We start from the raw sequence: 12,301 nt of genomic DNA on the forward strand, positions 1-12,301 counted from the left end.
TTAAGATTTCGCTTTTGAACCTTGAAAAGTAAATAAAAGATACAATCTACAATTGGGATAAACTGGCTGGCAAGGTTATGTAAAAAAGTTCTGCCATTTTATGTACTTTTCACTTGCCAAACACAACGAGGAATTTGTGCCCCTTTAGAGGAATTTAACGTTTCGATGTCGAATATAAAAATGGAAGACAGGATGGTAGGAAATATGATATGGCGCTTGTCTCTCCTAAAAATGCAGCCGATTTTATTCAAGCTATATTAACTGAAAATAAGTATATTCAAGTCGACAATAACCTTTCCAACGACAAGAAACATCAAGTTTAATGCGATATGGGGCAAAAGAGCTCTATCTGGAATAAGGTTTACACAAGGGAGGGATAAATTAATTGAAGATATCCTGGGTTTTCTAGTGGGTAATAAATATTTTTTGGATGATTCTTTTTGTTGTGGGTACAGTGTTTGTTTGGACGAGAGAAGTAGACGGTTCAGGTGCTGTTCAAACACCCGAGATTAAACTACTATCATTTATTGTTTTATTGTTTGCCTTTATATTTCCAGCAATCTTTCAAGGTATATGGCTCATCATTAACTTGGTCATTAATCGCAATAAGCAATCTAGTATTCAACAGTAAGTAAAGCGTATTTATTTTAAACTGCCAAAACAGAGTGCTAATCTATAACAAAATTTTGCGGGACGGGTTGTAGTGATGAACTGGACGGTATTAAGAGACGAAGAAAATTAAAAAACAATACGTAAAGAAAGGAGTTTTCTAAAATGAACTTAATTTTGGACATCGCGCGTACTTCACTGCCTGTTGTAATAGCAGGCGGAACTGCGGTATTTGTCGTTTTTAGAATGAAACATAAATACAAGAAGGGCACTTTGGGTAAGAAACAATCCAAAAGTGCTCAAACTTTACTGGATAGCTTAATACCACTGGGCATGATGACTGGTTGTGCTGTTGCCATGCTTCTTAGCATGTTTTTCCCAATCACCTTACTATTTGCAGTTGGTTGGGGACCTGGAATAGGGTTATTATTGGGTTACGTTGCTTATGAAATTTACAGCAAAACGGGGGAAAGTTATTCGTAAATAGTCGGGCATAGAATCAGAGAGTCCATGGAGGGATGCTGTTGGAACTTTGGGACGTCTATGACGGGAATAGACATAAAACCGGGAGGATGCACGAACGAGGGACTCCTCTTCCGGATGGAGATTATCATTTGGTTGTCAATGTGTGGATCATCAACGACAAAGGGGACTTTTTGTTAAGCAAACGGCATCCGAATAAGGATCACCCGAATTTATGGGAGTGCACGGGGGGATCGGTAGTGGCCGACGAAACAAGCTTAGAAGGCGCTATGAGGGAAGTAAGTGAAGAAGTCGGGATTGACTTATCGGACTGTCGTGGTAAGTTGATGAAAAGTGAACGCCGCCATGATTACTTCCGTGATGTCTGGGTATTCCATAAGAATTTTGATATTGCTGAAACCACACATCAACCGAATGAGGTTTCAGATGCCAAATGGGTAACAACACAAGAACTTGAAAACATGTTCGAGAAAGGGCATATCGTCCCTGGGCTTAATTATTTTAAAGAATTCATAACTTTTCAGCCGGACAAAAATTAGTACATACATTCCCGCGAATGGGAGTTGGAGCCGAATAGACTCGTGCCGTGTTTTCATATCACAGATGAAAACACGAATCTTTTGCCATGTGTATATCGTTTTTTAAAATGCAGAGATTTAATTGACTAGCGAACTCGACAGAATGAAAACTAACCCTGGACAAAAAGGAGCCTGCCCAACATGCCATATAAAATAAAAGAAACAGAAGGATTCACGTCCCAAATCGGTCATCTAGTGTCCCAGATGGACTATGCAAGGAAGACAACGTTAAATGCGGTACACGGGCTAACAACTGCTGAACTGGACTTTCTGCCAGCTGGAGATGCGAATAGCATAGGAGCCCTTCTTTTACATATCGCAGCGATTGAAAAAGGGTTCCAAATTGAAACTTTTGATGGCCGACGTCCGAATGAACAAGAGATGGCGGAGTGGGGTGCAGCATATGATCTCGGGGATAAAGGCAGACAGCAAATTAAAGGACATCCCTTGGAGTTTTACATGACCAAACTGGAAGAAGTCAGAAAGCAAACGCTACTGGAGTTTTCTAACCGAAGTGATGAATGGTTGTACGAAAACAGATTATGGGGCAGCCATCCGTCGAATAACTATTTCATCTGGTTTCACATGTTTGAAGATGAAATTAATCATAGAGGTCAAATAAGGATTATAAGAAAAATGTTGCCTCAATAACGCGTTGAACAAACTTCCAGGCGGCGGCCCTTGTACATGGCGCGGCAAACTCAACCTATTGTGGCGGACTTGCGGTCGTTGATGTTTGTGCTCCTATCGTCGATGCTCGCGCTCCTACCGTTGATATCCGCGCCTCCTCCGTCGATGTTCGCGTTCCTACCGTTGATATCCGCGCCTCGACCGTTGATGTTGGCGCTCCCACCGTTGATATCCTTGCCTCTACCGTTGATGTTTGTGCTCCTACCGTTGATATCCCTGCCTCGACCGTTGATGTTGGTGCTCCCACCGTTGATATCCTTGCCCCTACCGTCGATGCTCGCGCTCCTACCGTTGATATCCTCGCCTCCTCCGTCGATGTTCGTGCTCCTACCGTTGATATCCCTGCCTCGACCGTTGATGTTGGCGCTCCTACCGTTGATATCCTCGCCTCCTCCGTCGATGTTCGCGTTCCTACCGTTGATACACTCGCTTCCTCGACCGTTGATGTTGGCGCTCCCACCGTTGATATCCTTGCCTCTACCGTCGACTCTCGCGCTCCTACCGTTGATATCCTCGCCTCCTCGCGTTCCTACCGTTGATACACTCGCTTCCTCCGTTGATGTTCATGCTCTTACCGTTGATACACTTGCTTCCTCCGTTGATGCTCGCGCTCCTACCGTTGATATCCTCGCCTCCTCCGTCGATGCTCGCGCTCCTACCGTTGATATCCTCGCCTCCTCCGTCGATGTTCGCGTTCCTACCGTTGATACACTCGCTTCCTCCGTTGATGTTCATGCTCTTACCGTTGATACACTTGCTTCCTCCGTTGATGTTCACGCTCCTACCGTTGATATCCTCGCCTATACCATTGATGTTCGTGCTCCTACCATTGATACACCCCGCCAATATGTAAAACGATCACCTATCACCCGAAAATGAAGCCTCCCACAATCATGGGAGGCTTCATTTTCGGGTGCTGAATCGTCTGGATTTTATCTTGACAAACGGCTTCCAATCCCGGTCCAGCAGCCTTCATCTTCACTTATTGAAAAATACGGTCAATTGCCTGAACCTCATCATCCGTCAATTGCACATCTAGGGTTTTCTGGTTGTTCAGCACCTGTTCGGCACGTTTGGCGCCGGGTATAATAGCGTCGATGGCATTTCTTGTCAAATACCAGGCAAGGACAACATGTGCGACCTCTGCGTTTTTTGCATCCGCGATTTGACGCAACTTATCCACTTTTGCCAAATTTTGCTCAAAGACGTCTTCCTTAAAATATGGAGAGTTTGCCCGTATATCATTAAATTGTGAATCCTTATTGTATTTCCCTGCAAGAAGACCTGCTGCCAGTGGGAAGAACGGAATGAACGAGATATTCTGCTCAGCTGTATAAGGGAACAATGTGTTCTCAGCTTCCCGATTCAACAGATTATACTCGCCCTGATAAACGTCCACATAACCGTCTTGGTTGGCTGCTTTCAATTGATCAGGTGTAAAGTTGGAGACACCGATCGCACGGATCTTGCCTTCATCCCTTAATTCTTTCAAGGCGCCAACCGCTTCAGCTTCAGGCGTTTTACCGTCCGGATAATGGATATACATTAAGTCAATATAGTCCGTTTGCAGCCGCTTCAGGCTATGGTCAACTTCCTGTTTTAAAAAGGCCGGTGAATTGTCATTGACCATGCCGTCACCCTTGAAAATGGGCGATACTTTTGTAGCGATGATCAGGCCGGACCGCTTGCCACTTTCCTTAACGACCTTTCCGACCAATTCCTCTGACCGTCCGGGCCCGTATAAAAAGGCTGTATCAATAAAATTAACGTCATTATTAATCGCTGTTCGGACGAGTTCCTTGCCTGCTTCCTCGTCTGTGTCGGGAAATAGATTGTGCCCGCCGACAGCGTTGGTACCCAGTCCGACCGGATTCACATATAAATCCGATTGGCCAAGTTTCACTTGTTTTACCATGATGATCCGCCTCCCAGCATTGGTAATATATTGAAAATCGTAACCTACTTGTTTCTCGTTTGCAAATGTTCGCTACTCGCGTTTTCTACCAAGTCGCTGCCACCATTTCGGCTTCTTCGGCTTTTCCTTCTTCTCTTTCTTTCCTAAAAAGACCTCTCTCACTTTTGCCCGCTTTTCCCTCTCGCTAAGCACAAATAACATATCACCAGCCTCAATTGACGTATCACCACCTGGTGTGATTAAATCTTTTTCCCGAACAATGCCAATCACTAGCGTATCACTTGGCAGGATGATGTCCGTCAGCGTTGAATGAACAACCGGTGCTTTTTTTCCAATCGGCAGTTTAATGATTTCGGAATTCGTGTTGCCGAGGTTAATCATTTCGAAACCGCTCGGGTCAAAATCATAACCTTTTTCTGTCAATCCTAATTTCGTTGCCAGCGGTGACAGCGTACTGCCTTGGACAAGCGCTGAAATGAGTACAACGAAAAAGACCGCATTAAAGATCACGTACGCATTTTCCACTTCCGCCACGATCGGATATGTTGCCAGAACAATCGGAACCGCACCTTTCAGACCTGTCCACGATAAAAACACCTGTTCTTTTACATTGTATTTGAAAAAAATCATACACAGGACGGTTGCGACTGGTCTGGCCACGAACATAAGAATGATGGCTAATAGAATACCCTGCCAACCAACCGTAATCAAATCACTTGGGAATACGAGCATCCCAAGGAAAATAAACATGATAATCTGCATCATCCACGCGAATCCTTCATTAAACCGGACAATTGAAAATTTATGCATCAAGTCACTGTTGCCAACCAGGACCCCCATTACATACACAGCTAAAAATCCGCTCCCACCTAAATAATCGGTCACACCATATGTGAAAATGGCGCTGCCCAACGCCAAAAGCGGATACATGCCGGATACGTCCAATGTTATCTTATTAATCAGCAGCACACTTAACCTGCCGAGCAGCAGTCCAAAAATCAAACCGAATCCCATTTGGATAAAAAAGCTTCCGACTGCTGACCAAATTGTGCTGTCCGGAATCTGGATCATTTCAATAAAAGCCACCGTCAAAAAAACGGCCATCGGATCGTTCGTTCCCGATTCAGCTTCCAATGTGGCCCGCAATCGATAATTAATATTTTTACTCCCCAGTACGGAGAAGACTGCTGCGGCGTCTGTCGAACCAACAATCGCACCAAACAGCATCCCTTCCAGCAGCGTAAGACCGAGGATATAGTAAGCCGCAAATCCCGTGATAACAGACGTCAGCAAAACCCCAACTGTTGCTAATACGCCCGCTGGCGCAAGGACCGGACGCATGGTGTTCCATTTGGTCTGGGTACCACCTTCAAATAAAATTATAATCAGCGCCATAATACCGACAAGCTGTGTAAGTTCGACATTTTCAAAGTAAATGAATTCGTTGAGCAGCATTCCAACAAAAAGGAAAAGTACCAGTGAGGGCAAACCCAGCTGGGAAGAGAATTTAGTTGTAAAAACACCAACAATGAGCATAAGTGCGAACAGTAGTACGAATGATGTTATACTGGGATCCATGAAGTAATTCCTTTCAAAAGCATTCTCTCTTTATTTTACCGGTTTTTGTCTCTTAAAACAAAGAATCCGGCCATGCAAAAACTAGATCACCGGATCGGATGGCATATAGCGGGGGTTTGTATAATACGGCGGTCTTGGTCCGATCACCGGGGCTGGCCATGCCTGTGGGTTGTTGTCATATAATACCTTAGCTTTTCCTTTTACTTGTGACATCAGCAGGTACCTCACTTCAGGATTGTAATAATAATTATACACATCATTCAGCTCCTTTATCACTTATTCCCTGTCAGGCTATTCATCTTCTCAGTCGTTGAGCCTGTACGGATAACAAATCCAGGCACGACAATCGCCTAATCATCATAACCTGAGTTGAAAGCTCATGATTAGGAAGGATTGAACGCAATGACTGAAAAACGCGACAAACAAAAATACCCGCTATACCCCAATTATGGAAAAATCACACAATATGAGGATATTGCCATTACAGTTCCCGAGCAGCGTCAATACCGTCAGCCCGGGGTGGAGGAGCTTATGGTGCCACGGCCGATCGTCGAAAATCCAAATGAATCAGGCAGCGGAAAACTATCAGGAAAGGTGGCGCTCATTACGGGTGGTGACAGCGGCATAGGTGCAGCTGCTGCTATTTCTTTTGCAAAAGAAGGGGCGGATGTTGCGATTGCCTACCTTGATGAGCATGACGATGCCAATCGCACCAAACAACGGGTTGAGGAGCTCGGCCAGTGCTGTTTGCTGCTTCCGGGTGACCTCCGCAGTAAGGAACAATGCGCCGTGATTGTGGAAAAAACCATTGAAAAGTTTGGCAAGCTGGACGTTTTGTGTAACCACGTCGGCATTCAATTTCAACAGTTAAGTCTGGAGGATATCACAGACGAACAGTTTGACGAAACATTTTAAGGTGAATGTTTACTCACACTTTTACACGACCCGCGCTGCGCTGAAATACCTGGGAGAAGGCAGTGCGATTATCAATACCACCTCTGTCGTTGCCTTTGACGGGAACGATCAACTGATTGATTATACAGCGACAAAAGGTGCCATCGTTGGCTTCACCCGCGCCCTGGCAAACAGTCTGATCAAGAAAGGCATCCGCGTCAACGCGATTGCTCCGGGGCGCATCTGGACACCGCTTATCCCGGCAAGTTTTACAGCTGATCAGGTGACCCTCGCCGGCAACCCGATGGATCGTCAGGGACAGCCGTTTGAAGTGGCACCGACGTTTGTTTATCTGGCTTCAGATGACGCGCGCTTTGTAACCGGAGAGGTGCTGCATGTGAACGGCGGGCAAATGTTTGGTTGAAAAATGGGTGTGGGTTGAAAGAATGAAAGGGCAACAGTAAACGTTTTTCGCCATACCTCAATTGACAAGTGACTGTACGAGATTCTGCTCAATATATTCTGCCAGGCCGTCATCTTCGTGGTGACCCGTCACAAGGTCAGCTGCCGCTTTCACTTCCGGGGCAGCGTTAGCCATGGCAATTCCAACCCCGGCATGACGGAGCATTTGGATGTCATTCGGACCGTCACCGATCGTTGCGGTTTCTTCAGGATTAATGCCAAAAGCTCTGATTAATGATTGAATGGCAGCCCATTTGGAAACACCGGGAGCGACAATCTCAAACCCATCTTTCCAGTCAATGACATCCGCTTCATCACTGAACAAATGTGACATGTGTGAACCGTGATAACCGGTCTTGACACTGTACTTCAGCACATTCCTGTAATCTGCATCCCGCAAATCACCGATGTACTTTGGAGGTGTACGGCTTTCCCTGGTCCACACATCCGCTTCTCCGCACTCTCTATTGCAATAGAGGCCGTCAATAGTGTGCACAAGCACATTGCACGGATTTTCATTCGTGACGCGATGAAAATGGTCCTCATCCAGCACAACCGGCTTTATCTGAGCAACTTTTCCCGTCAAACCATCATGAATAGAAGCACCGTTCAAACAAATCATCGGCGTCTTCAGCCCAAGCAGGCTATGGTAGGGCGCCGTCATCTTATATGGTCGCCCCGTCGAAAGAAACACCTTGGTCCCCTGATTAATCAACCGGTAAATCGCCTTCGCATTACGCTGTGAAACCTCATTTGTTGACGACAGCAGTGTCCCATCCATATCAATGAACATGGCACGTATACTCATATTTTTCCTCCTTCCTTATATATTCATCCTATCACCTGAATGTAAAGTGAGTATTAATAGAGTGTAAGGATTCGATGAAGATTTGAGAAGGAGTCTGACATGAAAGGAAGACATCATATAAAACCCGCCAGTGTTAATGACACCGGCGGGTTTGTCACAGAAAACGTTACACTCATTTGATTATGACCCGTTAACCTGCCTGATAAACTCCTTCATCAGCCTCGGCATATCAGGCCACGCATGCCCGGACACCAGATTGCCATCCGTATGGTTCGACTCTTCAATGTAATTGGCGCCTGCTGCTTCCACTTCCGGTTTGCAGGCCACATAAGCTGTCATCTCTCTGCCCTTCAGATGCTCTTTTACCGTCGTCAGAACCTGAGCCGCATGGCAGACGGCCCCAACCGGTTTATTCGTCTCGAAAAAGTGGCTGACAATTCCCGGCACATGCTCATTCAAACGGATATGCTCAGGTGCACGCCCACCCGGAATGATAAGCGCATCATAGTCGGCAGGATTCACCTCGTCAAAGCTTGCCGTTGCCTCAATCTGATAGCCTTCTTTTTCAGTATACGTCTCCCAGCCAATGAAATCGTGGACAACTGTATGCAACTGTTTAGGTGAAGCAGCCGCTATGGTTGTCTCGTAGCCTTCCTCCAGACAGCGGAAATACGGATAATAAATTTCCAGCGACTCAACAGCATCTCCGGCTAAGATCAGGACTTTTTTGGCCATGAAAAAACCTCCCCTTTGAATATAACTTTAGTATAGCATATTCATACAGCAGGGAGGTTAGCCAGTGAATCAGTTTTCGAATTTTTTTGATTTACAATTCAATGTATCTGTTAAATGTTTTGAGGCTTTCAAAATATGCTTGCGCGCGAATAATCGCTTCTTACGTTTGTTCCAGCTATGGACTGCTGAAATTAGCTCTCCATCAGATGATGGCTCAGAATTTTTTAGAATCCAATGGACCGTTGCAAGCAACTCCATTCCGTATGGTTAATCTCTCAATTGTCCTTCATATCCCCGGAACCACCAAGTCCGTATCATCCGGCACATACCCCAGCTTATGCGCCATAGACACAATCTGCCCTTTATGATGAAATTCATGAGTGATGGTATGGGTGAAGAGCCACAATACGGACAGTTCCTCATACTCCTCCTGCCAGGGGACAGGACCTTTTATAACCTCATCGGCATGGTTTTCATATGTATTAAGAAACCGGCTGGCCAGATCATCCACTTCACTGAAAATTCCCCGCATGTCCTGCACGTTGCTAACCATCCCAGGCTCAGCAAACGTGATGTTTTCTTTTAGTCCGAAATTTCCCAGCCATGACTGATAGCATTCGGCTACATGTGTATGCAGGTTCCGGATGGATCCCCATCCGAATCCATCCAGTTCCTTGATGTAGTCATCCGCATCCAATTTTTCACAAAACGCAAACAGCAATTCCCGTGTATTTTTCACCAGCTCATATTGACGGTTTAAAACACTCATGTAATTCCCCCTGACGCAGCATTTTCGAGTAACGATTTTTGAACTATTTCTATATTAACATAAATGCTGTACACTAATATGTACCAGAACCAATGAAACGTTTTTATCCATTTTTTTAAAGAGGTGAACCCAATTGGAAACGTCACTCATATCTCCGGATAATACGTGGGCGCTGTGGGCATTTGTGACAGGCTGGGCGGCTGTCAGTATTTATCTGGAGCAGAAATATGCATGGGCATCCAAAATGTCCGGGGCGATCATCGCCCTGATTGGCGCGATGGTGCTGGCCAACTTAAACGTTATTCCGCTTGAATCGGGGGTCTATGATGCGGTCTGGGACTATGTCGTGCCATTGGCGATTCCGCTGCTTCTGTTTCAGGCCAACATTAAAAAGATCTGGCAGGAAAGCGGCCGGATGCTGACCATCTTTCTATTAAGCGCCATCGGTACCGTGGCAGGAACGATTGTGTCTTTCATGCTGCTGAAGGATGTGATCCCGCATTTGGATAAGCTGGCTGCGATGATGGCAGGATCGTACACGGGCGGCAGCGTGAATTTTGCCGCCATGGCCTCCAAGTTTGAGGCGCCGGGTGAGCTCGTTTCAGCGACTGTTGTGGCCGATAATGCGATGATGGCGGTGTTCTTTTTCGTGTTGATGGCGATTCCGGCTATCTCTTTTTTCCGGAAAAGGTACCAGACACCACATATGGAAGAAGTGGAGGCTGACACGTCCGAAAATAACGGTGAAACGCAGGCAGCGTCATTCTGGCAGCGAAAAGAAATCGCCTTGAAAGATATCGCTACGAGTGTTGCCACGGCATTTGTCCTTGTTGCTGTATCATTTCAGCTGGCCGAGTTTTTTGCCGGTGTGGTACCAAGCGGTGAAGGCGTGAACATTTTTTACCAGGTACTGGGCGCCGTTATTGGTGATCAATATTTGATGTTAACGACACTGACTGTTTTGGCAGTCATCGCTTTTCCGAATTATTTCGGGAATATCCGGGGGACGCAGGAGATCGGGACATTTTTGATTTATTTATTCTTTGTGGTCATTGGTGTGCCGGCATCGCTTGCACTTGTCGTGACAACGGCGCCGCTTCTGCTCGTTTTCACATTGATTATTGTCGTCATCAATTTACTTATCTCTCTTGTGCTCGGGAAATGGTTCAAATTTAACCTGGAGGAAATCGTTCTCGCCAGCAACGCCAACCTTGGTGGTCCGACAACGGCTGCAGCGATGGCCATCGCCAAAGGCTGGCATAAACTAATTGTACCAATTCTGCTTGTTGGCACACTTGGTTATATCATCGGGAACTACATCGGGACTGGTCTTGGGCTGTGGTTTCAAACGTTTATGTGACTTTTGAGAGGGGACTTTTCAAAAGGTAATTTGATGTAGCTGCTGCTCCCGGTATGACACCGGGAGCTTTTACTTTGATGGAAGGAAGGTAGATTCGATCGAAAACGAACATCGGCATTAGAGGGTATGATGCTCGCACAAGTTTGTATTGCTGCCGCTCGAGTTGAGGCTCTCTCTGCACGAGTTCGCACCATTCCCGACCGCGTTCACCACCCCCTTCGAAAATGCAAAGCAAGTCCATGCCTGAAGCCGCCTCCCAAAAATGCAAATCCCGCATCACCATAATAGTGGTGCGGGGTCATGTTTGATTCAACTCATTAATACGGTTTCCACATAACCTTCTTCGCCTCGGCAAAACGCTGATTCACACTATCCCAGCAGACAACATTCCACCATGCGTCAATGTAATCTGCGCGGTTGTTGTGATACTGCAAATAATAAGCGTGCTCCCAGACGTCAAGGACGAGCAACGGAATCACATCCTGCTGGGATAAGTTCTGGTGCTTTTCTGCCTGCAGGATTTCGGTCCGCCATGATCGCGGTGACCAGACAAGCATGGCCCACCCGACAGCTTGCACATTTTCAGCCGCCTTCGAAAAGTGTTCTTTAAATTTATCAAAATTGCCGAAAGTCCGTTTGATTTCTTTGGCGATTTCGCCGTCCGCTTTGCCCCCGCCATCCGGACTCATGTTATCCCAAAACATGGTATGCAGATAGTGCCCGGCGCCATTGAATGCCGCCTCGCCTTCCCAGTGACGGATCAGCGAGAAGTCACCGTTTTTTCTGGCCTTCTGCATTTCTTTTTCTGCCTTGTTCAAGCCGTCCACATAGCTTTGGTGATGTTTATCATGATGCAGCCGCATGATCTCCTCGCTGATGTGGGGCTCCAGTGCATTGTAGGCATACGGAAGCGGTGGCAGAGTATGTTCACCGATCGGAACGGGCCTGTGTTTCGTTGACTTCCGACCATCATCAGACTCCTCATCATCTATGCTCTCCCTTTGCATTCTGTTATCCGGCTCTTCTTCCATCAATTGGATGAATTCTGACTTGAGCTGGTGTGCCTTCGTGTTCAATGATTCCATTTCCCCCGCAATATCAGCTGGTTCGTCATCGTCCAGTAATTGTTCACGGTAAGCACCGGCCAGCTCGCCCAGTTCCCGAAAGCGGTCTTGCCACTCCCCTGGATTAAATGTCCCATCCGTTATTCCTGAACGTGTTTCCAATGATTGAACCAGCTGCTCGCATTGTTCCGTCCATTCCACCAATTCTCCCAGCCAGTCTGCTTCTGTTGCTTGCTTCGTCATCAGCAATGTCCTCCTCTTTATGGATAAAATACTTCCATTCCCAGCCTATGCCCGAAAGCCCATTTTGGTAACACGCTGGATTTTATTGTAAGAAGAACACTTATGAAGCAGGA

General features: G+C 46.3%; 14 protein-coding genes and 1 pseudogene. 6 read left to right on the top strand and 9 right to left on the bottom strand.

Features of this window, described 5'->3' with window-relative positions; genetic code table 11:
• Positions 1–421: 421 nt before the first annotated feature.
• From E4U82_RS15230 to E4U82_RS15245, 4 genes are all read left to right on the top strand, one after another.
• Positions 422–631, top strand: coding sequence for a DUF3923 family protein (locus E4U82_RS15230; protein WP_425339532.1), 210 nt, complete (start codon positions 422–424; stop codon positions 629–631).
• 143 nt (positions 632–774) lie between these two features.
• Entirely contained in the window at positions 775–1,092 is a 318-nt protein-coding gene (locus E4U82_RS15235) for a hypothetical protein (RefSeq protein WP_135111017.1), read from the top strand.
• Positions 1,093–1,133: 41 nt separating this feature from the next.
• The gene (locus E4U82_RS15240) at positions 1,134–1,631 is read left to right on the top strand and encodes an NUDIX hydrolase (RefSeq protein WP_135111018.1); all 498 of its coding nucleotides are present in this window, start codon (positions 1,134–1,136) and stop codon (positions 1,629–1,631) included.
• Positions 1,632–1,811: 180 nt separating this feature from the next.
• Positions 1,812–2,321 carry a DinB family protein gene (locus E4U82_RS15245; protein ID WP_135111019.1) on the top strand — a complete coding sequence of 170 codons (510 nt, stop codon included), beginning with the start codon at positions 1,812–1,814 and terminating at the stop codon, positions 2,319–2,321.
• Positions 2,322–2,376: 55 nt separating this feature from the next.
• Here the strand turns inward: E4U82_RS15245 and E4U82_RS20160 are convergent, their stop codons facing one another.
• The 5 genes from E4U82_RS20160 to E4U82_RS19995 all read right to left on the bottom strand — a co-directional run bounded on the left by E4U82_RS20160 (position 2,377) and on the right by E4U82_RS19995 (position 6,108).
• The gene (locus tag E4U82_RS20160; protein WP_135111020.1) at positions 2,377–2,607 is read right to left on the bottom strand and encodes a hypothetical protein; all 231 of its coding nucleotides are present in this window, start codon (positions 2,605–2,607) and stop codon (positions 2,377–2,379) included.
• Between the two features lie 251 nt (positions 2,608–2,858).
• Positions 2,859–3,206, bottom strand: a complete 348-nt coding sequence (locus E4U82_RS15255) for a hypothetical protein (protein ID WP_135111021.1) — start codon at positions 3,204–3,206, stop codon at positions 2,859–2,861.
• A 136-nt stretch (positions 3,207–3,342) separates the two neighbouring features.
• A complete protein-coding gene (locus E4U82_RS15260) occupies positions 3,343–4,275 on the bottom strand; it encodes an aldo/keto reductase (RefSeq protein ID WP_135111022.1) in 933 nt (310 codons plus the stop codon).
• A 72-nt stretch (positions 4,276–4,347) separates the two neighbouring features.
• Entirely contained in the window at positions 4,348–5,853 is a 1,506-nt protein-coding gene (locus tag E4U82_RS15265) for a potassium/proton antiporter (protein ID WP_135111023.1), read from the bottom strand.
• 81 nt (positions 5,854–5,934) lie between these two features.
• On the bottom strand, positions 5,935–6,108 hold the full coding sequence (locus E4U82_RS19995; RefSeq protein ID WP_167751445.1) for a hypothetical protein: 174 nt from the start codon (positions 6,106–6,108) through the stop codon (positions 5,935–5,937).
• Positions 6,109–6,255: 147 nt separating this feature from the next.
• Here E4U82_RS19995 and E4U82_RS15270 point away from each other — a divergent pair.
• Positions 6,256–7,171, top strand: a pseudogene (locus tag E4U82_RS15270) (SDR family oxidoreductase).
• Between the two features lie 57 nt (positions 7,172–7,228).
• Here E4U82_RS15270 and E4U82_RS15275 read toward each other — a convergent pair.
• The 3 genes from E4U82_RS15275 to E4U82_RS15285 form a co-directional block, all read right to left on the bottom strand.
• On the bottom strand, positions 7,229–8,017 hold the full coding sequence (locus tag E4U82_RS15275) for an HAD family hydrolase (protein WP_135111024.1): 789 nt from the start codon (positions 8,015–8,017) through the stop codon (positions 7,229–7,231).
• Between the two features lie 180 nt (positions 8,018–8,197).
• Positions 8,198–8,752 carry a DJ-1/PfpI family protein gene (locus E4U82_RS15280; protein WP_135111025.1) on the bottom strand — a complete coding sequence of 185 codons (555 nt, stop codon included), beginning with the start codon at positions 8,750–8,752 and terminating at the stop codon, positions 8,198–8,200.
• Between the two features lie 286 nt (positions 8,753–9,038).
• Positions 9,039–9,521, bottom strand: coding sequence for a DinB family protein (locus E4U82_RS15285; RefSeq protein ID WP_135111026.1), 483 nt, complete (start codon positions 9,519–9,521; stop codon positions 9,039–9,041).
• A 133-nt stretch (positions 9,522–9,654) separates the two neighbouring features.
• Here E4U82_RS15285 and E4U82_RS15290 point away from each other — a divergent pair, with 133 nt between their 5' ends.
• A complete protein-coding gene (locus E4U82_RS15290; protein ID WP_135111027.1) occupies positions 9,655–10,881 on the top strand; it encodes a DUF819 family protein in 1,227 nt (408 codons plus the stop codon).
• 317 nt (positions 10,882–11,198) lie between these two features.
• On the opposite strand, the gene E4U82_RS15295 is transcribed toward E4U82_RS15290, so the two are convergent.
• Positions 11,199–12,188, bottom strand: a complete 990-nt coding sequence (locus E4U82_RS15295) for a superoxide dismutase (protein ID WP_135111028.1) — start codon at positions 12,186–12,188, stop codon at positions 11,199–11,201.
• Positions 12,189–12,301 lie beyond the last annotated feature (113 nt).

It is taken from the genome of Lentibacillus salicampi (genome assembly GCF_004565465.1).
GTDB lineage: Bacteria > Bacillota > Bacilli > Bacillales > Amphibacillaceae > Lentibacillus > Lentibacillus salicampi.

What these genes read in the sequence shown, in the direction of transcription:
- E4U82_RS15245 (WP_135111019.1), top strand. Translation starts at nt 1,812, where the DNA reads ATGCCATATAAAATAAAAGAAACAGAAGGATTCACGTCCCAAATCGGT.
- E4U82_RS15265 (WP_135111023.1), bottom strand. Translation starts at nt 5,853, where the DNA reads ATGGATCCCAGTATAACATCATTCGTACTACTGTTCGCACTTATGCTC.
- E4U82_RS15295 (WP_135111028.1), bottom strand. Translation starts at nt 12,188, where the DNA reads ATGACGAAGCAAGCAACAGAAGCAGACTGGCTGGGAGAATTGGTGGAA.
- E4U82_RS15275 (WP_135111024.1), bottom strand. Translation starts at nt 8,017, where the DNA reads ATGAGTATACGTGCCATGTTCATTGATATGGATGGGACACTGCTGTCG.
- E4U82_RS15235 (WP_135111017.1), top strand. Translation starts at nt 775, where the DNA reads ATGAACTTAATTTTGGACATCGCGCGTACTTCACTGCCTGTTGTAATA.
- E4U82_RS15280 (WP_135111025.1), bottom strand. Translation starts at nt 8,752, where the DNA reads ATGGCCAAAAAAGTCCTGATCTTAGCCGGAGATGCTGTTGAGTCGCTG.
- E4U82_RS15285 (WP_135111026.1), bottom strand. Translation starts at nt 9,521, where the DNA reads ATGAGTGTTTTAAACCGTCAATATGAGCTGGTGAAAAATACACGGGAA.
- E4U82_RS15260 (WP_135111022.1), bottom strand. Translation starts at nt 4,275, where the DNA reads ATGGTAAAACAAGTGAAACTTGGCCAATCGGATTTATATGTGAATCCG.